Here is a 20,539-nt window from a genome sequence, read left to right on the forward strand (position 1 = left end):
AGGTCCGTCATGAACACCAGGAGCCTGCGCGTCTTCGCGGAGGTGGCCCGCACGGGGAGCTTCTCCGCCGTTTCTTGTTCCCGCCGCCATGGGGTCTTCCGCCACATCAAGGGAGGTCCGTCATGAACACCAGGAGCCTGCGCGTCTTCGCGGAGGTGGCCCGCACGGGTAGTTTCTCCATCGCCGCCCGGAACCTGGGGCTCACCCAGCCCGCGGTGAGCTTCCACATCCGCTCCCTGGAGAAGGAATACGGGTGCACCCTGGTGGACCGCTCCCTGGGCCGCTGCCGGCTGACCGAGCCGGGCCGGGTCCTGCTCAGGCATGCCCAGCGCATATTGAAGTTGGAGGAGGAGCTGGCGCGCGAGATGGAGGGGAAGCGAGGCGAGCCCAGTGGAATTCTGAACATCGCCGCCAGCAATATCCCCGGGGAATACATCCTGCCCCGCGTGCTCTCCCGTTACCGCCTCCGTTATTCCCTGGTGGAACCCCGCCTGGAGGTCACCGATACCCGCGGGGTCCTGGACCTGGTGAGGGCGGGGGAGGTGGACCTGGGCTGCGTGGGTTCCCGGGATGACGAGGAGAGGATGGAGTACGGGAGGCTCTGCCCCGACCGCCTGGTCTTTATCGCCCCCGGCGATCACCCCCTGGCCACCCGAAAACGCATAACGGCGGAGGACCTCGCCGGGGAAACCCTCATCCTCAGGGAGGAGGGGTCGGGGACCCGCTCCCACATGCTGCGTATCCTATCCGAGCTGGGGTTGGACGTCTCCGGCTTGGACTGCCTGGTGCTGGGAAGCACCATGGCCGTTATCCAGGCCGTGGCCGCCGGGGCTGGAATCTCCGTCTCCTCCCTGTGGGCGGTGGAGCCGTACTCACGACTGGGCAAGGTCCGCGTGCTGTCCTTGTCCGGGGCGGACCTCAGGCGCGACTTCTTCTACGTCACCCTGCGGCGCAGGCCGTCCACGCCGGCGGTGGAGGCCCTGGAGCAGTTGATCGAGGAGATGCGCCCGGAACTGGAGGATGAACTGGCTTCCCTTTACGGTCCCTTGAACTGAAGCTGCGTCTCCGCGCCGCCCGGCCCGGGTGTGTCCGGGCCTCTCAGCCAGTGCGCGAAGAAACTTCCTGCCGGCAGGGGTATGTGGAGGTGCGCCTGGGAGGTAAGCGCCGTCCGGGAAGGATCGACGACCACCAGCCTGGCGCCGCCTTCCAGCGCCACCCGCGGTATCATGGCCGCCGGATAGACCACCGCGGAGGTCCCCAGCACCAGCATGAGCCGGCAGCGGCCCGCCTCTTCCAGGGAGCGGTTGAACTCCGCCGGCGGAAGTCCCTCTCCGAAGAGGACCACGTCGGGCCGCGTCCGGCCCCCGCAGCTCCCGCAGGGAAGTGTGTATTCCCGCATGGACTTCAGCAGCCGGCGCCTGTTCCCCGCCTCGCGCAGGGTCTCCAGCACTCCCCACGCCCTCTCCCGCTCCACCTCCGTCCTTCTTCCACACCTCACGCAGCGCAGGCGGAAGGCGTTGCCGTGGAGCTCCAGTACCTGCCTGCTGCCCGCCGCCTGGTGCAGGCCGTCGATGTTCTGGGTAATGACCGCGCGGAGGCGGCCTTCCTCCTCCAGGCGGGCCAGGACCCGGTGACAGGGGTTGGGTCGGGCCCGCAGGAGGGTATCCAGGATACCGGAGGCCAGACCGGCCAGCCTGCGGGGCCGGAAAAGGAAGGCCAGGGCGAGACCGAGAAGGTTGCCGTAAAGGGCAGGTGGATATTCCTTCCAGATCCCCTCATCCCCCCGGAAGGTGGGTATGCCGCTCTCGGCGGAGACCCCCGCCCCGGTGAAGGCCACCGTGTATGGAGAGGCGTCCAGCAGTCCCCCCAGCGCCGAAAGATATTCCTCCATGACATCAGGGAGAGAAAAACCTCAGGGGCCCGTGGCCTCCTTCACTTCCTCCAGGTACCCCTCCATGCCCTTCGTGGAGTGAACCCTCCCGGAGGAATCCACAAGGAGGCAGTCCAGGCCGTGCGACTCCGCCCAGCTCAAACCCTCCGGGTAACCCATAACGAAGACGGCGGTGGACAGGGCATCGGAGCGGGCTCCTTCCTCCCCACCCACCACGGTCACCGAGATCGCCCCCCTCGCCGGGTAACCGGTGCGCGGGTCGAGTATATGGTGATAGCGAATCCCCTCGTACTCGAAAAAGCGCTGGTAATCACCGGAGGTGCTCACGTAAGTTCCCCCGGAAAGAAGGAGGGTAGCCAGGTAATCCTCCCCCCGCGGATCGAGGATGCCGATCCGCCACAGCGGCCCGCCGGCGCTTCCCGGCTTCTCTCCCAGGGTAAGGTCGGTGCTTATCATGCTTATATATCCCGACTGGATGCCCCGGGAGCGAAGTACCTCCGCCGCCCGGTCCAGCGCGTATCCCTTGGCCAGCCCTCCCACGTCCAGGGACATGCCCGGCTTAAGGAAACGGACGGTGCGGCCCGCCTCGTCCAGCTCGAGCAGGTTCGTGCCCACCAGGCTCAAGGCGTCAGCTATTTCCTCCTCTCCGGGAGGCGGGTCGCCCCTCGCTCCCCTGCCCAGGACATCCCAGAGGTCCACCAGGGGACCCACGGTGATATCGAAGGCACCTCCGCATTCCCGGTAAATCTCCACTCCGGTGGTTATGACCCTCCAGAGGTCCTCGGAAACGACCACCGGTCCCCGCGCCGCCTCCCGGTTAAGCCTGTACAGTTCGCTCTCCGGGTCGTAACGGTCGAACACGCCCTGGAGGCGCTGGAGCTCCCGGAAGGCCTCGTCCACCGCTCCCTCCACCCGGGCCTGGTCCTTCCCGTAGGCGGTTATGGTCACGTAATCGTCGAGGACGAACATGGTGCGCTGGTAGGGCTCCCGCGAATAGCCGGGATTGAAGAGCCTCACGCCGAGGAAGGCTGCTCCCACCAGGACCAGAAAGACCGCGGTCACTATAAGGGTGTCGCGGCGGTTCTTGCGCCCCAGGCTCTCCCGGTCGAGATCCTCTTCTCCTTCCATGGTCGGTAGTATATCAGAGCCGCGGGCCGCAAGGACCGGGCGAATCCTTCTTCGGGGCACCGTCCCCTCAGCCGTCGGAAACAGCCATGAGACCGCCCGGGGCCCTCCGTTCCACGTACCTCACCGCCAGCTCCAGGAGCAGCACGTGGACGGCGGCGATGCCCAAGGCCTGGAGGAGGACGGGAATGGAGGGCATGAAGAGCTGGAAGAAGGCCCGGAACCAGGGCAGGAGCATAATGCCGGCGAAGGCACCCCCCATGATGGCGGTGAGCCCGCCCTTCCAGGTTAAGAGGGGCCGGGAGAGGTGCGCCAGCACCGACAGCCCCACGCAGGTGAGGACGATGACCGCCGTGGTCCTTACCTCACCGTCCGGAATCCGGTTTGAATGGGCCATGGCCACGGCCATGAAGGTTGCGGAGGTGGCGATGACTCCCGCGGGGAAGGAGAAGAGCATCACCCGCCGCAGGAGGCCAGGCCGGTAGCGCCGCCGGCTGGGGGTGAAGGAGAGGATGAAAGCGGGTATGCCGATGGTCAGGGAACCCACCAAGGTGATATGCCTTGGGAGCAGGGGGAAGGGCCACCGGGCCAGGGAAATCACCAGGGCCAGCAGGGCCACGTACACGGTCTTGGTGAGGAAGAGATTGGCCACCCTCTCCATGTTGGCCATTACCCTGCGGCCCTCGGCCACTACCCCGGGAAGGGTGGAGAACCTCCCGTCCAGGAGCACCAGCTGGGCTACCGCCTTGGTTGAGGGAGCTCCCGATCCCATGGCTATGCCCAGGTCCGCCTCCTTCAAGGCCAGGGTGTCGTTCACCCCATCCCCGGTCATGGCCACTACGTGGCCCCGGCCCTGCAGGGCCCGGACCATATCCCGCTTCTGTTCCGGCACCACCCTGCCGAAGACCGCCCTCTCCTCCAGGACCGCGGCCATCTCCTCGCCGCCGGGGGGGAGGTTCCTCGCGTCCACGGGCTCCTCCGCCTCCGGAACTCCTACCCGCGAGGCTATGCTGGCTACCGTGCGCGGGTTGTCCCCGGAGATCACTTTTATCCTAACCCCCTGCTCACGGAAATAGGCCAGGGTCTGCGGCGCGTCCGGGCGCACCTTCTCCATGAGGGCGAGGATAGCCGCGGGGCGAAGGCGGGCGGGAAGGGACGCGCCCTCGCTCAGCTGCCCGTCCGCCTGCGCCAGCATCAGCACCCTCAGGCCCCTATTCGCCAGTTCCTCCACCACCGCGGAAATCTCCCGCTCGCCGCCCCCGCAACCGGGAGCGGCCGCGGCAAGGAGGATCTCCGGCGCGCCCAGCACCCAGGTCCCCCGCTCCCGGAACTCCACCGCGCTCCACTTGCGCGCCGAGGAGAAGGGGACCACGCCGGCCACTTCCCATCCCCCCGCCTTGGGGGAAGCCTCGGCGAGGGCGGAAAGGGTGGCGTTGTGGTCCGGCAAAGCCCGGACCAACGCCCCCAGCGCCTCCCGCGCCTCCAACCGATCGTCGAGGAAGCGCACCTCCTGCAGGTCCAGGGTGCCCTCAGTCAAGGTCCCCGTCTTGTCCAGGCAGACCACGTCCACCCTGGCCAGCCCTTCCACGGCGGGAAGCTCCTGGACCAGCACGTTGCGCCGGGCGAGCATCACGGCGCTTGCGGCGAAGACGATGCTGGTGAGCAGTATCAGCCCCTCCGGCACCATGCCCACCAGTCCGGCCACGGAAGCGATGACCGCCTCCCGCAGGGAGAAGTGGGTCAGCAACTGGCCGGAGACGAAGACCAGCGCGACGGGGATCATTATCCAGGTGATGTAACGCAGGATGGTGTCCGCCGCTTTCCTGAGGTCCGAGGACACCAGCGTGAAGCGCCTGGCCTGGAAGGCCAGTTTCTGGGCGTAGACCTCTCCCCCCACCGCCGTGGCCCGGAACTTTCCCCTTCCCCCGGACACGAAACTCCCCGACCAAACGCCGTCACCCGGCCCCTTGAGAACCGGCACCGACTCGCCCGTGAGGAGGGATTCGTCCACCTCCAGCCCCTGGGAAATCACCACCGACCCGTCCACCAGAATCTGGTCTCCGGGACCGACCTCGACCAGGTCGTCGAGGACGATCTCCTCCCTGGGGATATCCCTGACCTCCCCCTCCCTCACCACCCGGGCGCGGGGAGCGGTCAGGATGTAGAGCCGGTCCAGGGTCCTCTTGGCCCGCCACTCCTGGACGATGCCGATGAGGGTGTTGAAGACCAGCACCAGTCCGAAGAGGGCGTCGCGGGGGGAATCGAGCACCAGGACGATTACCGCCAGGGCGCCCAGGAGGGCGTTGAAGCGGTTGAAAACATTGGCCCGGATGATGTGTGCCAGGGACCGACTGCTCTTCTCCCTCACCCGGTTGGTGAGTCCCCTCTCCACCCTCTCCCGGACCTGGTCCTCCCGGAGGCCAGTCCGGGGATAATCCGGTCCGAGCTCTTCCAGGTCGGAAGGAGGAGCGGTCAAGGTATACATGTCACTCATCTTATTTCCTCCCCCCGGGCCCCGGAAGCCGCCCAGCGCTCACCGCGTGGGTAACGGCCTCCTTGTCTCCCTTCCCTTCCATCACTTTCCGGGTCCTTCGGACTTCCGGTCGCGGATAATCGGCTGATTGATATAGGTCATGATAACTCAAATCCCCATCCATCGGCCCTCGGACCATCGAAAACCGCGCCCTGTCCCGTTTTCGATATCCTGGTAATTGATACCATCGGGGGAACCGTTTGCCCGTCAGGCAAAGACTCGAGCTTCCCGGAAAAAAGATGGTTGGGAGGCGTAAAAGCCTTTTTCCGCCTCGAGGTCCGTCCTGAAAGGAATCCCCGCGGAAAAGGCACCCGGATCATGAGAAAGGGGCCGGGCGGAACCCGGCCCCCAGCGGCGTTTGGATCATGGGCCCCGCGTTCTTCAGGCGGCGACCACCTCTCCGAACTTCCTGGGCTTGAACGCCCTGTCCAGCAGGGGGACGAAGGCGTTGCCGATGAGGATGGAATAGGCCACCGCCCCGGAGGGCCCCCCGTAGAGGCGGATGAGCACGATGCAGATCCCGATGATCAGGCCGAACACCGCCTGTCCCCACCGGTACATGGGACTGGTCACCCAGTCGGTGGCCATGAAGAAGGCTCCCAGCATCACTCCACCCGCCAGTATCTGGTAGAGCCCGTCGGAGCCCAGGATGTAGGCTAGGATGAACACGGTGGCCAGGATGGTCACCGGGATCACCCAGTTGATGACCTTGCGGTAGATTAGGTAGGCGCCTCCCAGAAGGATCCAAAAGCAGCCCACCTCGGAGATGGCCCCGCCGTAGTTGGCGAAGAGAAGGGCCGCGTAGGAGGGCGCGCCCTCCAGCCCGTGCTTGATGTAGGCCACCGGGGTGGCCGCCTGCACCCCGTCGAAGCCCCCGGGCAGGAATCCCAGATGCCCGGTCCAGCTGGCCAGGAACCCGGAACCGATGAGGATGAACACGAACCCGAAGAGGGCGGGGTTGAAGATGTTCCGGCCCAGGCCTCCCATGAGCTCCTTGACGATAACCACGGCCACGAAGGAGGCGATGATCATGTTCAGCCAGTGTATCTTGGGCGGGAGAAGCAGGGCCAGCAGCAGGCCGGTCACCGCGGCGCTCCCGTCCGAAAGGGTGACCTTCTTTTTCCTCACCTTGCGGGCCACCAGCTCGAAGAACATGGCCGACCCCACGCATACCGCGATGTTGAACAGGGCGTTGTAGGTGAAAGCCACCAGCGCGGCGATGGTTATGGGCGCCAGGGCTATGAGCACGTCGCGCATGGCGACCGCCGTCTGTTCCTTGCTCCTCAGGTGCGGGGGCGGGGTGATGACCAGGTTATCCAATGCCATTTCCCATCGCCTCCTCTACTTCTTCTTCCGGGCCGCGATCTCGGCCTTGGCCTTGCGCACGTACTGCACGTGGGGGATGTAGGCGGGGCACTGGTAGGAGCAGCACCCGCACTCGAAGCAGTCCAGGGCTCCCCACATCTCCGCCCGGTCCCACTGCCCCCGCTTCGTCGACTGGACGATGAAGTTGGGGGAGAGGAACATGGGGCAGACCTCCACGCACTTGCCGCAGCGGACGCACTCCGACTCCTCTCCCAGGTCCACCATCTCGGAGGTGAGGACCACCACCCCCGAGGTTCCCTTGACCACCGGGGTCTTGGCGTCCGGCTGGGTCCAACCGGTCATGGGGCCGCCCATGATCAGCTTCACCGGGTTGCCCACCAGGCCACCGCAGGCCTCCAAGAGGACGGATACGGGGGTGCCCACTCGGGCCAGGAGGTTGGCGGGCTCCCGCACCCCGGGGCCGGTGACGGTGACCACCCGCTCGTAGAGGGGCTTGCCCCAGGCCGCCGCCTCGTAGAGGGCCACCGCCGTGCCCACGTTCTGCACCAGGCAGCCCACCTCGGAGGGGAGCTTGCCCGGGGGGACCTTCCTTCCCGTGAGGGCGAAGATGAGCATCTTCTCCGCCCCCTCCGGGTACTTGACCTCCAGCACCTCCACTTCCACGTCGCGGTAGGAGGAGGCGCGGGAGCGCAGGGCGTCCACGGCGTCCATCTTGTTGGCCTCCACCCCGATGATCACCCGTGAGGCCCCCACCGCCGTCTTGAGCAGGCGGGCGCCGGCGATGAGGTCGTCGGTGCGCTCCAGCAGGAGGCGGTGGTCGCAGGTGAGGAAGGGCTCGCACTCGCAGGCGTTGATGATCACCGTGTCGATGGGCTTGTCGGAGGGAGGGGTGATCTTCACGTGGGTGGGGAAAGCGGCCCCGCCCATGCCCACCAGCCCGGCCTCCTTGGCTATCTCCCGGATCTCCTCCGCGGTGAGGGACTCCAAGTCCTTGCCGGGCTTCTTCTGGAACTCGGGCTGCGTGGCGTCGGGGGTGATGACCACACTCCTCACCTTGGCCCCAGTGAAGTTGGGGACCTCGGTTATGGCCTTGACCACGCCGGATACCGAGGCGTGCACCGGGGCGGAGACGAAGGCCTGGGCTTCGCCTATCTTCTGGCCTACCTCCACCCGGTCTCCCTCCTTGACCAAGGGCTCGCAGGGGGCCCCCACGTGCTGCTGTAGGTGGATGACCACCTCGGAGGGGATGGGGGCCGGCTTGATGGCCTTGCCCGAGGCCAGCTCCTTGTTGTAGGGGGGATGGATACCTCCCTGGAAGGTCTTGAGCTCCGCCATGTCACTCACCCCCTCCCTGTGCCTGGCGCTCCAATCCTTCGTTGCGCTTGTTGATCACGTAACCGACTCCCGCCGCGGCCACCAGGCCTACCAGGGCCAGGCCGCCCCAGGGAGCGCCCGGTTTCACCAGGGTCTCCCAGACGGTCACGCCGGCTGGTACCGTGGGCTTCTCCGGCAGGCCGTACTTATCGGGGGTATCCTCGAGCACGTAGATGTAATGGAGACCGCCCAGCTCGTTCTCCCCGTAGACCTGGGCCTTGTCCTTGCCCCGGCCCTTCAGATATTCCACCCGCTTCCTGGCCAGCTCCAGCATCTCTTCGCGGGTGCCGAAGGAGAGAGCCCCGGAGGTGCAGGTCTGCACGCAGGCGGGGCGGTTGCGGGTGGGGTAAGGGTCCTTGGCGTTCTTCATGTCCGGTGAGGCTTGCTCAGGCTCAGGAAAAGCCTCCGGATCCTGGCTTATACGGTCCAGGCACATGACGCACCGGAAGATCCCCTTTTCCTTCTCGTCGTAGCGGCAGGCCTGGAAGGGGCAAGTGGCCACGCAGTAGTTGCAGCCGATGCACTGCTTGGGGTCGGTCTTTACCACGTAGGCCTCGGTGTCCCCATCGGTCACCTTATGCTTCTTGGTGGCCCCGCTGGGGCACACCTTGACGCAGGTGGCGTCGGTGCAGTGCATGCACTGGTACTTGGTGAAGTACCAGTAGATCTCGTCGTCGCTCTTCGGACGCTCTTCGGGCTCGTTGAAGAGGATGCGCATCCAGCACTGCGCGGTGAGCTGGCGGGGATTCTCGTAGGTGCCCTCGTTGTGGGTCTCCGTGTACCCCCGCTGGTTCCAGTTCTTGCAGGCTACCTGGCAGGCCCGGCATCCCGTGCACTTGCTGGCGTCGAAGAGGATGGCCTTGTCCGTCGGGTTAGCCATTTTACTTCACCTTCCTTAGGTTCACCAGGAAAGCCTTGGATTCGGGGATGGTGGTGTTGGCGTCTCCCACGTGCGGCGTCAGCTGGTTGGCGGCGTAGTTCTTCTTGGAGAACCCGTTGCGCTCCGGGCCGCCCGGGAAGAGGCCAACGAACCCATAATGCCAGGTTAATCCCACTATGTGGATCTTCCTGGTTGTGCCGTTGTCCCCGATCTCCAGGGGCTTCAGGCGCACGGTGACCACGGCAACGCCCTGCACCTTGCCGCGCTTGCTCTCCACCTCAACCAGGTCGCCGCTCTTGATCCCCAGCTCGTCGGCCAGCTCCTTGGAGATCTCGACGAAGTTCTCCGGCATGGCCTCGCCCAGCCAGGAATTGTTGCGGGTCATCTGCCCCGCCTGCCAGTGCTCGGTCACCCGGTAGGTGGTGCACACGTAGGGGTAGCGCTCGTCCCCCACCTCGGCGAAGCCCCACTTCTCGGGCTCGTTCTTGGCCGAGGGCCACTCGAGCACCGCCGCCGGGTTGTTCTGTACCGAGGAGAGCATGTTCCTGACCGGGCTTTCCCGCGGCTCGTAGTGCTCGGGGAAGGGGCCCTCCGCCATGGAGTTGGAGAAGAGGCGCGCCACCAAGGCACCCGGCTCCCGGTTCATGAAGAAGGAGGTGGCACCGGAACGGGTCCTCATGGTGGCCTTCCCCCTGAGCTCGGCCGGGAAGGCCGGGTCGGAGCTAGGCTGGGTATAGAAGTCGGGCACGTCGTTCTTCATCCCCAGTGTCTCGTCGTCCTTGAAGGTGAAGAGGGCCTTGTCCGGGGCGAAGGGCTTGCCTGACCAGTCCACGGAGTTGCGGTTGTAGAGGATGCGACGGTTCAGAGGCCAGACCCAGGCCCAGTTGGGATTGACTCCCAGATCGATCATCTTGGCGTCGGATGGCGGGTTCTCGGTGTAGATGGTCTGGCCGTCTTTCCCCAGCCAGTACACCGGTGTCTTCTGGAAGTGCCACTGCGCCTTGTTGAAGGGGATGCCGTTCCACTCCATGACCTGCTTGTCCCGGGGGATCTTGGTCTTTCCGTCCTCCCCCTTGGGGAGCTGTCCCTCAATGCCCAGGATCTTGGCCGCGTTCTCTATATCCGCGTCGCTAGCCCACTGCCCGCAGTAGATCCACGTGCCGCTGACGGTGGAGCCATCGTCCTTGAGGTTGGCGAAGCTGAAGACCGGCTTCTTGAAGGCCGCCTCCCAGGAGAATTCCCCTTCCGGCCAGGTGAACCCGCTGATCTCCAGCTGCACCTGGTCCAGGTTGGGATCGCCGTGCTCGTCTTCCTCGTAAGCCCAGAAGAGCTCGGTGATGGCCTCCTTGTTCTTGCCGCCCTCCGCCTCGTAGAGGTCCTTCAAGGCCTTCATGAGCTGGTGCATTATCCAGGCGTCGGACTTGGCGTCGCCGGGGGGTTCCACCGCCTTCCAGCGGTACTGGGCCAGGCGACCGGAGTTGGTCACCACCCCACTCTTCTCCACCGAGGAAGCGGCGGGCAGCACCCATACTTCGGTCTTGATGTCCTTGGGCTCCACGCCGGGGCGGCGCCAGAAGTTCATGGATTCCGTCTCCCACAGGTCCACGGCAACGAACCAGTCCAGCTTGTCCATGGCCGCGGCCTCCAGGTTGGAGCAGGCCCCGCCCACCACTGGGTTCTGACCCCAGGCGATGAGGCCCTTGATAACCCCGGCGTACATGTCCTCGAAGAGGGCGATGTGGGTGTAGTTCTTGCCCTTCTTGACCTTGGGATGCAGGTCATAGGCCTTGTCCAGCCCGTTCTTCTTGGCGTAGGGGCCGTAGTAAGCCATGAGGTAGCTCTTGACGAAACGGGGCGTCCAAGTCCAGATACCCACCTTGGGAGTCAATTTTTCCAGGTACTTGTCCAAGGTGGGATGATCGGTGGAGTTGGGAACCGAGATGTAGCCGGGAAGTATGTGGCTTAGCAGCCCGAAGTCCGTCGATCCCTGTACGTTGGACTCGCCGCGAAGGGCGTTGATTCCCCCTCCGGGCATCCCGGTGTTCCCCAGCAGCGCCTGCAGGATGGCGAAGGCGCGTATCTTCTCCGTCCCGAAGGTGAACTGGGTGAGCCCCATGGCGTACATGAGGTTGCCGGTTTTCTCCCGCTTGTGGGTAATACCCACATAGGTCTCCGCGATCTCCTTGAACTTGTCCGGGTCCATGCCGCAGACCTTGGCCACCACGCTGTCCGGGCCCTCATAGGTGTAGCGCGAGACGTGCTTGGCCAGCTTGGCGAAGACCGTAGGCTGCATCTCGTCGAACCTTCCCGCCTTGATGAGCTCCCATTCCACGGGGATGTAGTTCCCGTTGCTGTCCTTGGGTCCGATGGGCACTCCCCTTCCGGGGAAGGCAGGGTCCTCGGCAATGGGGATGAGCTGCACGCGCTTGGGCTCCCCGGTAGCGGGATCGGTTTGGTAGGTCCACTTATTGACCTTGGGGTCGGGATTGTACTTCTTCTTCTCCTTGTCGTAGCCGCTGAAGTATCCGTCCAGCTCCCAGGGCCCCTTGAAGTCCGGATCAACCAGGATGGGGGCGTTGGTGTAGTTCTGGACGTACTCCCAGTTGATGTAGTTCTTATCGATGGCGTACTTGATGAGAGCGTTGAAGAAGGCGATATCGGTGCCCGGCCGGATGAAGGAGAAGAGATCGGCACGGGCGGCGGAGCGGGTGAACCTGGGATCCACCACGATGATCTTGGCGCCCCTCTCCTCCCTGGCTTTCTCCAGCCACTTCCAGGAGACGGGATGGTTCTCGCTGGGGTTGGCGCCGCAGATTATGAAGACGTCCGCGTTCTTGAGGTCCACGTAGTGATTGGTCATGGCCCCCCGGCCGTACGTGCCGCCGAGACCGGCGACTGTGGCCGAGTGTCATATGCGGGCCTGGTGTTCTATATACACCAGGCCGAGGGAACGCGCGAACTTGGCGGCCAGATAGCACTCCTCATTGTCCAGGGCCGCCCCACCCAGCTGGGCGATGCCCTCGCAGCGATTGGCGGTCACCTTCTGTCCGTCCACCTCGTCGGTCTCCACGAAGGTGGCGTCGCGAGTGTCCTTGATGAGACGGGCGATGGCCGGGATGGCCTCCTCCCAGGTCCTCTCCTCCCAGTCCGTGGCCCCCGGCGCGCGGTAGAGGACCTTCTTCAAACGCCTCTCGTTGTTGGCCACCTGGATGATGGACTGTCCCTTGGAGCAGAGGCTGCCCCGGTTGATGGGGCTGTCGGGGAGCCCCTCGATATTCACCACCTTCCCGTCCTGCACGCTGACGATGGCGGAGCATCCCACGGAGCAGTACGGGCATACCGTGGTGCTTTCCCTTGCCTCGCGGATGCGAAGCTCATCGCCGGCGGCGTAGGCAGGGGTGGTGAAACCGAGTTGGGCGAGGGCCGTGACGCCTATCCCGGCGCCCGACAGCTTGAGGAAACTTCTGCGAGAAAGTTCCATACTCTCCCCCCACTTTCCTAGGTCGACTCCTGCACTTTCTCTCGTTTCATTCGCCAATTCGTTCCCTTTTATGCGCAAAGCCTCTCCCTACTACAATCGGGATTACCAGAGGCTGACTCACTATACCAGGCCTCGCCTTTTTAAGCGCTTTTTCCACTACAGGATGTCAAGGTCCGCCTTCCCGAAAATCGCCGCCATTATACTACCATTTTTTCACTAAAACGCAACTCGTACCCGAAAAGTCCTCTTTACCCGCCATCTTAACGTGAGCCCGGCCTCGATTCCCCCCAGCCCGGCGTTCAAGCGCGTTAACCGCGGTACTTCTCCCCTGCGGCGACCTAAAACCCGCGCGTCCGGGTCCAGCGAGTATCCCACGGCCTTGAGCCGCCCTCCCCGGTCGACCCGAAGAATGGCCTTCACGCCCTTGAGGACGCTGGCTCAGGAAAAAACCGTCCGGCACCCCCGTTGGTACCCCTTCTCCTCCGCCGCCAAGTCCAGCCGGGCGGTGGCCAGGTCCTCGAGGGGCAGCACCAGTTCCTCGTCCTTACCCGTGTATCCCGAGGTTATCTTTATATACTTCCGGCAGTTGTCGCACAGGTAAGCCCGGTGGTGGGGATCGTCCTCCAGATATATATACCGCAGCTTCTCCTGGTCGGTGGTCATGCAGAAGGGACACATCATCCGGGGGAACCCCCAGCGTGCCCCGCAACGGGAGCACTCCAGCACCCGCAGTCCGTCCTCGGAGCGCAGGAAACCCATCAGGGGGAGGTCCCCGCACACGGGACAGGTCCCCCTGGCCACCTGGTCCAGGTCCGCTTGCCGGGCCAGGGAGGCGGCCGCCTTCCAGTAGAAGGGAGCTAGGGTGAGGTGCAGGAGGAGGTAAATCAGTTCCGGTTCCGCCGCCTTCCCCTCCGCCAGGGAGTTGAACCTCTCCTCGTCACCGGCCAGGCAGGCCTCGACCAGCTCGCGGGCCAGCTCCTCTGTGAGCTCTTCCTCGAGGAAAGTCCTCAGGTCCGCCGGCTCCTTATCGCCCTTCTTTATCAGCGCCTCCCCTATCTCCCTGATCATCCCCACCAGAAGGGAGAGGTCTATCTCCATCTCCTCTGGTTCCAAGAGCAGCCTCCCTTCCTCCAGGCGGAAGGACACCTCCGCGCCCTCGATGTGGGGCAGGCGATCCGGGATGCGCCGAGAAAGACGGCGCTGCACGGAGAAGACCTCGCGGTACAGGTCCGTTATCCCCTTCAGCCTGGGATTCTTTTCCACATACTCCCTGGCCTTCCGGTTTACCAGGCTCTTGTTTATGCGGCGCTGCTTGAGGTTGAAATCGCCTATGGTAACCCACCTCCTCGATAACCGGCGGACGTGCGTCCACCCGTAACCCGGGCCTTCAACCCGAGCCCCTCGAATAGCGCGGCCCTTCCCGTTTCGGTCCATGCCGCACCGCGGGCGGAATAATCATACCAGAAAGGGACCCGGTACAATTAACAGGAATATTGTCTGCCGTTCACTCCCCACAGGCGAAGTCGGCATCATCCCCGGGGACTCGATCCCTTATCCGTCTCGTCCGGCGCTCATCGGCCGCGTGCCGTGACTCTGCCCTTGCGTCCGCAACCCATTCCACCTGGATACCGAGGGCCCGGATCTCAACCTATGAATTCCTGGCTGCCCGCCGGGAGTGGTGACCTTTCCCACCCCGGCCTCGAATAGTCTGGAAATCCGTGAAGATGCACAAGGCCCGCACGTGCGTTCCTTTCCCAGCTTTTCATGAACCATTGGTCCGGACGGTGCGGTTCGGATGGGTATGGACAGGTTCCCAGAACCCTACTCCGCCTTCCAACCGGGATGGACATGGTGTCCGGCTATAACTTTCCGGGGGCGCCGATAGCTTCTCAAGGCCCTACTTCTCAAGGCCCTGCTCGCTCGAGCATTCTTCCGGTTGGCTACCTTCCCCAGGTTCTGGAAGGCGGTAACCCCTTTCACAAGTTCCTACTCGCCCAATTCCTCCTCCAGAGCCTTCCTTCGCCTATCTGCGGCCCGCTTGCCCAGGGCGGCGAAGAATATGCTCCCCTCGTAGAGGAGGAACATGGGGGCGGCCACCAGCATCATGGTTATGGGGTTCCAGTCCGGGGTGATGAGGGCGGCAAAGGCCAGGATGGCGATAACGGCGTACCTCCATCCCCGGTGAAGCCTGCGGGGAGTCACGATGCCCAGGCGCACCACCAGCCACACCAGCAGGGGCGTCTCGAAGGTGAGGCCCAGGGCCAGCATGAGCAGGGCCACCAGGCCCACATAGTCCCCGGCCATGAGCACAGGGCTAATCCTCCCCTGGGCCTGGCCCACCAGCCAGTTCAGGCCCACGGGCAGGATGTAGAAGTAGCAGAAGGCGGCGCCGGCCAGGAAAAAGAGGATGATGAAGAAGAGGGAACCGTACATCAGGCGCTTCTCCCGCTTGCGCAGGGCGGGGGCCACGTAGGCCAGGACCTCGTAGAGGATGACCGGGAGGGCGATGACCAGGGCCGCGTACATGGCGATCTTGAAGCGCACCATGAACGGCTCGAGGACCGTCTGGTAGTAAAGGTTGAGGGGGATGTCGGCCTTGGTAGCCGGCCTCTTCAAGAAATCGAGGATCTCCCAGGAGAACACATATCCCACGCAGACCGCCACCAGGAGGGAGATGAAGATGACGATTATGCGCCTGCGCAGTTCCTCCAGGTGCTCAATGAAGGACATTCTCAGCTCGGCCACAGGCACCTCCCCGAACGATTGGAAAACCGAAAAGTGGGGTGGTATTCATTCAGGTGATGATGCCGGGAACGGATCACTCTATATCTTCAGGTCATGCCGCCGACCGTTCACCCCTATCGACATATCCACGTCATCCGAACGAGCCCGGCAAACGATTCCCGCAACACATCAAGCCGTATACGCCGCCCCGCATCATCATCCCCCATTAAAGCGGAGGGAGACCCGCCCTCCTATATGCGCACGCGCAAGGCAACGGCTTTTCCGCAGGATCATCATCCCGGGGTCGCCCGGCGGGAGTTCAATCCTCGTCGTCCGAGGACTTCTTCTTGGCCCCTTCCTCCTCATCCGTTCCCTCGATGCCTTCCTGGATGGCCTTGGAGACCTCTTGGCTCGAGGCCCGGAACTCGCGGATGGCCTTCCCCACGGAACGCCCTATCTTGGGAAGCTGAGCCGGCCCGAAGATGATGAGGGCGATGAGGAGTATCACTCCCAGCTCGGGGAGGCCGAAGCTCTGAAACAGGGCGAGCATTCCTTTTCCCTCCTTCTCGCGTTCCCGCACCGGCCTTTCCGGCGAGGCTGTCCCCTTTCCCGATGAGCCTCAACCGGCTCACGTCGACTCTTTCAGGCTTGCGAACATGTCCTTCCGGCGCGCCTACTAATATTAGACCCCGCCAAGATGATAGTCAAACGAACCGAACATCGAGATATCACCCCTTTCTTTCTGTCGACCTGCTTGTTTGGTGAGGATGACAGGGCGGTCTCCTCGGCTTTTTCAATCTCGAAAACGCCTGCATGAACGATACATCATCGCCAACCGACCGTATCTAATCCCTTCTAGGAGGAACCCCCGCGAAGCCCCGTTCGGGAAGGGCGCGCATGCTCGAAGCCACCCTTACGGCGATGACCCGGAATGCCTCCTCGGAAGTGACGGAGCCGGGCAGGCAAGAGGCATGCTTGACGGTTATCCCTGAACGGCTCTTACCGAGCCGCCATTCGGGGAATCGCCATCCCGGACCTCGTGCGGACCGGGGACGCTGGCCTGCATTCCGTTGGAGGATAATATGAACCGAGCGGCATATCATAAATGAGGAACATTACTACGAGGATGAGCCCGAGCCGTCCCCGCGACCAGGCAAAGGACGTGTAACCACGGTTGCCGACGGGGAGGGAAGGGAGGCTCTCTATCGCGCCGGTCAAGGCGGGCAGCATAGATGGTCGAGGCGAAAAGAAAGGGGAACAGCACCCCGTACCACGGGACGGAGGACGCGGCGGGAGACCCGGTCCGCCTTCGGGCGAAATACGTTACCGGCCTGGCGGCGGTCCTCGCAGCCACCCTCGTGGTCGTCCTGGCCGTCCTTACGCTTTCCGGATGCGGCAAGGGGAGGGAGAGCCGGGAGGAGAAGCTCTCCCGAGTTACGGAAGCGGCCACCGCCTTCCTGAACGCCCTGGGCGACCAGCGGGTGGAGGTCCTGCGGGAGATGATGACCGCCGAATACCTGGAGGGTAACCGGGTGCCGGACCCCGTGACCAGTAAGGACCTGGTGGCCGCCCTGGGCTACTTGGCATCCTACCGCTTTTCCCCCGACCGGGACGTGATCCTCGCGGACGACCGGGCGACGGTCACCGTGGTCCTGGAAATAACCGGAAAGGGGGAGAAGGAGGAAACCCTTGCCCTCAAGCTGGAAGGTGACGCATGGAAGGTGGATGCTTTCACCGCCCTGGACTGGTCCCGCCGTCCGCCGCCCGTGGACGGAGAAGAAGGGGAACGGGCGGAGGTGGAACAGGCCCTGCGGGATTTCCTCATCGCCTGCCTGGACGGGCGGACGGAATACATCTTGGAGCACCTGAGCCGGGCTTACAAGGAGAAACACCGCCTGGAGAAGCCCTGGACGGCGGCGGAGTTCTCCGGGATCTTCGGGACTGCGCGCTCCTACGACTTCGATCCCCGGGACATACAGTTGAGGGAAAACGCCGCCGAGGTGGACGTGACCATCGAGTTCGGAACCCGGGGCAACCTGGAATCGGAGACCTCCCGGGTGCGGCTGGTCAAGGAAAAGGGCGAGTGGCTCATCGACTCCTTCCCCTTCTTCATCTACTGACCACCGGTGAAGAAAAGCCGTCGTTCCGGTACCGTCCCATTCTCCGGCATCTCTCAAAGACAACCCCGTTTTTACCTGATGCCAGGTATAGGATTCTCAACCGCAAAGCCTGCCCACGGGATTGCGCATACCTGGAAACGATTGCTTGGAACCGTCCATGAACGTCGTAATGCCACCGTTTAAACAAAACAGAATTCCCCACAGCGGCACAGCCAGACAGCAATTAAATTATTGTCTTTTGCCCATATAAGGGCTATGATTTCAAGGCCCGTATAAACTTGGATTTCCTTCCTAATCCCTATGTAAATAATTACCGCTTGTTTTTTATAGGCATATGTATAATAATTTTACCGGAGGACGACCGGGACAGAGAAACAAGCGGAGGTGAGGACGTGCCTGGCGAGGAGAAAGCCGCGCCCCGGGAACCGGAAGGTGAAAAGGTCCCCGCGATAGACCGCTTTCTGGCCGTCATGAGCGGCAAGGGAGGCGTGGGAAAGTCGTCCGTCACGGCCCTGCTCGCGGCGGGCCTTCAGAAAAAAGGCTTGGCGGTGGGGGTCCTCGATGCCGACATCACCGGCCCCAGCATCCCCAAGGTCATGGGCGTCAGGGGACAGATAACGGTGGAGAACGGTAAGATGGTGCCTCCCCTTTCCGCGGGAGGCATAAGGGTCATGTCCGCCAACCTGCTACTCGACAGGGAGGATGACGCCCTTATCTGGAGAGGCCCCTTGGTCTCCAACGCCATCAGGCAGTTCTGGGAGGATACCGATTGGGGAAAGCTGGATTACCTGCTCCTCGACCTGCCTCCGGGAACCTCAGATGCTCCCCTGACCATAATGCAGATGCTCACAGAGACCGACGTGCTCATCGTCACCTCCCCGCAGGTGCTGGCCTCCATGGTCGTGCGCAAGGCCATAAACATGGCCCGCAAGGTGGGCGGGAGGATCATCGGCGTGGTGGAAAACATGGGCACGGCCTTATGCCCGCACTGCGGAAAGACCTTCGAGCTCTTCGGGGGTGAGGGGACGGAGCAGATGATAAGGGACATGGGGCTCCCCCTACTGGGAAAGATCCCCCACGACCAGCGCATAAGTGAACTGTGCGATATCGGGGCCATAGAGACCTACGAGTCGGAGGCGGTTAACGCCATGGTGGCGTCGATCCTGGCCGTCACCGGCCACGAGGACTGACGCTAACGCCGTCCGGAAAGCGGTAGGGAAAGAGCGAGCTCGACCGGTCGGCTCACTCCGCGCGTAGATTAGCGCCTCCGCCGGGAAGGGAGGTGAAGAGAATGGGTCCATTCGGAAGGGGTGAAGGAAGAGGAGCCGGACGCCCCGCGGGAGGGCGCGGGCTGGGCGGAAGCTCCCGCTGTACCTGCCCCAGGTGCGGATACAGCGAACCCCATCGGAGGGGCATACCATGTTCCAGCAAGCGCTGTCCCAAGTGCGGAACCCCCATGGCGGGTGAGCGATGCTGAGCGTTGAGGGTCGCCGCGGCCACCTTTCGGCGGGAAACGGGCACCTTTAACCGGTGCGGAGGCCCGGCGGGTGGTCGGCGTGGCGGAATCACCCGCGCGGGCGATCGTTCCCCCGCAAAAAGGCTCGGCCGGTATGACATCAGGTAACGCAGGCAAGGAGGTCTGAAGATGAAAATAGCAGTTTCCTCGACTGGACCCGATCTGGAGAGCGCCGTGGATCCGCGTTTCGGACGCTGCGCTTATCTGCTCTTCGTGGACATGGATACCCTGGAGTTCGAGGCGGTTTCCAACCCCAACGTCTCCGCTGGCGGAGGTGCGGGCATCGGAACCGCCCAGATGGTGGTGGACCGGGGCGCGAAAGCGGTGCTCACCGGGAACGTGGGGCCCAACGCCTTCGGGGTCCTGAGCCAGGCTGGAATTGCCGTCTATACGGGGGTCGCCGGCACAGTGAGGCAGGCGGCCGAAAACTTCAAATCCGGAGGGATGACCACAGCTTCCGCCCCCACCGTGGGAGGTCATTTCGGCATGCAGCCGCCTGCCGGTGGGCCCGGCGGGACCATTCCCGGTACGGCTCCCTTCTTCCCCGGACCGGGGACGGGATTGGGCGCGGGCATGCCCGGGCCGGGACCCTTCTACCCGGGAGCCGGCATGGGACCGGGCAGAGGGCGCGGCGGTTGGGGCCGAAGGGGATGCGGCGGAGGAGGCGGCTGGCGTTGGTGATAGCCGTCGCCAGCGGCAAAGGAGGCACCGGAAAGACGCTGGTGGCCGTCAACCTGGCCCTGGCCCTGGCCGGGGAGGGCCTCGAGGTGCGGCTCATCGACTGCGACGTCGAGGAGCCCAACGACCATCTCTTCCTCCAACCCGAGATCCGGTCCTCGGAACGGGTGGAGCTGACGGTCCCCAGGATAGACCCCGACAAGTGCGACCTCTGCCGCATATGCGTGGATTTCTGTGCCTACAACGCCCTGGCCTTGGCCGGGGACCGGATCATGGTCTTCGATGAGCTGTGCCATGCCTGTGGGGGTTGCTCCCTGCTCTGCCCCAGGGAAGCGGTGAGGGAGGAACCCGTGCCCATCGGCAGGGTGGAATGTGGCCTGGTTAAAGCAGGCAAATATGGCGGAGCCGATATCTCCTTCTGCCATGGAATCTTGGACATAGGCGAGCCCAAGGCCACCCCCATAGTCAGGAGGCTTAAGGAAAGGATCGGGGAGGGGGCGGTGAACATCCTGGACGGAGGACCTGGCTCGGGCTGCCCGGTCATGGAGACGGTAAGGGGGGCCGACTACTGCCTGCTGGTGACGGAACCCACCCAGTTCGGCCTTCATGACCTGCGCATGGCCTTGGAGATGGTCAGGGAGCTGGACATCCCCCACGGCGTGGTCATCAACAAGTACATCCTCGGCGGGGGCGGGCTGGATACCTGGTGTGCGGAAAACGGGGTACCGGTACTGCTGCGTATAGCCTACAAGAGGGAATACGCCTCCCTCTACTCCCGTGGCCTTAACCTGGTGGAGGAGGTCCCGGAATGGAGGGAGCGCTTCCTGCGCATGTTCCGGAAGATCGTGCCGAACAAGGTGGAGGGAGGGGCGAGGGCATGAGGCGAGGGCG

The 20,539-nt window shown here is 63.8% G+C and carries 16 protein-coding genes; 5 read left to right on the forward strand and 11 right to left on the reverse strand.

Features of this window, described 5'->3' with window-relative positions; all coding sequences use genetic code 11:
* Window positions 1–122: 122 nt before the first annotated feature.
* Entirely contained in the window at window positions 123–1,055 is a 933-nt protein-coding gene (locus QME84_10870; protein MDI6874765.1) for a selenium metabolism-associated LysR family transcriptional regulator, read from the forward strand.
* Here QME84_10870 and QME84_10875 read toward each other — a convergent pair.
* The 11 genes from QME84_10875 to QME84_10925 all read right to left on the reverse strand — a co-directional run bounded on the left by QME84_10875 (window position 1,037) and on the right by QME84_10925 (window position 15,884).
* On the reverse strand, window positions 1,037–1,891 hold the full coding sequence (locus QME84_10875; GenBank protein ID MDI6874766.1) for a Sir2 family NAD-dependent protein deacetylase: 855 nt from the start codon (window positions 1,889–1,891) through the stop codon (window positions 1,037–1,039). The genes QME84_10870 and QME84_10875 overlap by 19 nt on opposite strands.
* 21 nt (window positions 1,892–1,912) lie before the next feature.
* Window positions 1,913–3,019: an FAD:protein FMN transferase gene (locus tag QME84_10880; GenBank protein ID MDI6874767.1), complete on the reverse strand. Its 1,107-nt coding sequence runs from the start codon at window positions 3,017–3,019 to the stop codon at window positions 1,913–1,915.
* 67 nt (window positions 3,020–3,086) lie between these two features.
* A complete protein-coding gene (locus tag QME84_10885; GenBank protein MDI6874768.1) occupies window positions 3,087–5,510 on the reverse strand; it encodes an HAD-IC family P-type ATPase in 2,424 nt (807 codons plus the stop codon).
* 420 nt (window positions 5,511–5,930) lie between these two features.
* The gene (locus tag QME84_10890; protein MDI6874769.1) at window positions 5,931–6,875 is read right to left on the reverse strand and encodes an RnfABCDGE type electron transport complex subunit D; all 945 of its coding nucleotides are present in this window, start codon (window positions 6,873–6,875) and stop codon (window positions 5,931–5,933) included.
* 15 nt (window positions 6,876–6,890) lie between these two features.
* On the reverse strand, window positions 6,891–8,210 hold the full coding sequence (gene rsxC / locus QME84_10895; protein MDI6874770.1) for an electron transport complex subunit RsxC: 1,320 nt from the start codon (window positions 8,208–8,210) through the stop codon (window positions 6,891–6,893).
* A gap of 1 nt (window position 8,211) precedes the next feature.
* Window positions 8,212–9,129, reverse strand: coding sequence for a 4Fe-4S dicluster domain-containing protein (locus tag QME84_10900; GenBank protein ID MDI6874771.1), 918 nt, complete (start codon window positions 9,127–9,129; stop codon window positions 8,212–8,214).
* Window position 9,130: 1 nt separating this feature from the next.
* On the reverse strand, window positions 9,131–11,989 hold the full coding sequence (locus QME84_10905; GenBank protein ID MDI6874772.1) for a molybdopterin-dependent oxidoreductase: 2,859 nt from the start codon (window positions 11,987–11,989) through the stop codon (window positions 9,131–9,133).
* Window positions 11,990–12,037: 48 nt separating this feature from the next.
* Window positions 12,038–12,610, reverse strand: coding sequence for a twin-arginine translocation signal domain-containing protein (locus QME84_10910; protein ID MDI6874773.1), 573 nt, complete (start codon window positions 12,608–12,610; stop codon window positions 12,038–12,040).
* 438 nt (window positions 12,611–13,048) lie between these two features.
* Entirely contained in the window at window positions 13,049–14,044 is a 996-nt protein-coding gene (locus QME84_10915) for a formate dehydrogenase accessory protein FdhE (protein MDI6874774.1), read from the reverse strand.
* Window positions 14,045–14,596: 552 nt separating this feature from the next.
* Complete coding sequence (gene tatC / locus QME84_10920) at window positions 14,597–15,355, reverse strand: twin-arginine translocase subunit TatC (GenBank protein MDI6874775.1); 759 nt, start codon at window positions 15,353–15,355, stop codon at window positions 14,597–14,599.
* Between the two features lie 298 nt (window positions 15,356–15,653).
* Window positions 15,654–15,884, reverse strand: coding sequence for a twin-arginine translocase TatA/TatE family subunit (locus tag QME84_10925; GenBank protein MDI6874776.1), 231 nt, complete (start codon window positions 15,882–15,884; stop codon window positions 15,654–15,656).
* 682 nt (window positions 15,885–16,566) lie between these two features.
* Between QME84_10925 and QME84_10930 the strand changes: the two genes are divergently transcribed.
* From QME84_10930 to QME84_10945, 4 genes are all read left to right on the forward strand, one after another.
* On the forward strand, window positions 16,567–17,454 hold the full coding sequence (locus QME84_10930; protein ID MDI6874777.1) for a hypothetical protein: 888 nt from the start codon (window positions 16,567–16,569) through the stop codon (window positions 17,452–17,454).
* A 392-nt stretch (window positions 17,455–17,846) separates the two neighbouring features.
* Window positions 17,847–18,644 (forward strand): Mrp/NBP35 family ATP-binding protein, encoded by a 798-nt coding sequence (locus QME84_10935; protein MDI6874778.1) that lies wholly within the window; start codon window positions 17,847–17,849, stop codon window positions 18,642–18,644.
* 455 nt (window positions 18,645–19,099) lie between these two features.
* Window positions 19,100–19,651 carry a NifB/NifX family molybdenum-iron cluster-binding protein gene (locus QME84_10940; protein ID MDI6874779.1) on the forward strand — a complete coding sequence of 184 codons (552 nt, stop codon included), beginning with the start codon at window positions 19,100–19,102 and terminating at the stop codon, window positions 19,649–19,651.
* Window positions 19,645–20,529, forward strand: a complete 885-nt coding sequence (locus tag QME84_10945) for an ATP-binding protein (GenBank protein ID MDI6874780.1) — start codon at window positions 19,645–19,647, stop codon at window positions 20,527–20,529. Before QME84_10940 ends, QME84_10945 begins: the two co-directional genes overlap by 7 nt.
* The last annotated feature ends 10 nt before the right edge of the window (window positions 20,530–20,539 follow it).

The sequence above is a fragment of the Actinomycetota bacterium genome, assembly GCA_030019255.1.
Taxonomy (GTDB): Bacteria; Actinomycetota; Geothermincolia; order Geothermincolales; family RBG-13-55-18; genus Solincola_A.

Excerpts from the sequence above, each read along its gene's own strand:
- QME84_10885 (MDI6874768.1), bottom strand. The coding sequence starts at position 5,510 with ATGAGTGACATGTATACCTTGACCGCTCCTCCTTCCGACCTGGAAGAG.
- QME84_10900 (MDI6874771.1), bottom strand. The coding sequence starts at position 9,129 with ATGGCTAACCCGACGGACAAGGCCATCCTCTTCGACGCCAGCAAGTGC.
- QME84_10875 (MDI6874766.1), bottom strand. The coding sequence starts at position 1,891 with ATGGAGGAATATCTTTCGGCGCTGGGGGGACTGCTGGACGCCTCTCCA.
- QME84_10925 (MDI6874776.1), bottom strand. The coding sequence starts at position 15,884 with ATGCTCGCCCTGTTTCAGAGCTTCGGCCTCCCCGAGCTGGGAGTGATA.
- rsxC (MDI6874770.1), bottom strand. The coding sequence starts at position 8,210 with ATGGCGGAGCTCAAGACCTTCCAGGGAGGTATCCATCCCCCCTACAAC.
- QME84_10880 (MDI6874767.1), bottom strand. The coding sequence starts at position 3,019 with ATGGAAGGAGAAGAGGATCTCGACCGGGAGAGCCTGGGGCGCAAGAAC.
- QME84_10930 (MDI6874777.1), top strand. The coding sequence starts at position 16,567 with ATGGTCGAGGCGAAAAGAAAGGGGAACAGCACCCCGTACCACGGGACG.
- QME84_10890 (MDI6874769.1), bottom strand. The coding sequence starts at position 6,875 with ATGGCATTGGATAACCTGGTCATCACCCCGCCCCCGCACCTGAGGAGC.
- QME84_10940 (MDI6874779.1), top strand. The coding sequence starts at position 19,100 with ATGAAAATAGCAGTTTCCTCGACTGGACCCGATCTGGAGAGCGCCGTG.
- QME84_10915 (MDI6874774.1), bottom strand. The coding sequence starts at position 14,044 with ATGGACCGAAACGGGAAGGGCCGCGCTATTCGAGGGGCTCGGGTTGAA.
- QME84_10905 (MDI6874772.1), bottom strand. The coding sequence starts at position 11,989 with ATGACCAATCACTACGTGGACCTCAAGAACGCGGACGTCTTCATAATC.
- QME84_10870 (MDI6874765.1), top strand. The coding sequence starts at position 123 with ATGAACACCAGGAGCCTGCGCGTCTTCGCGGAGGTGGCCCGCACGGGT.
- QME84_10910 (MDI6874773.1), bottom strand. The coding sequence starts at position 12,610 with ATGGAACTTTCTCGCAGAAGTTTCCTCAAGCTGTCGGGCGCCGGGATA.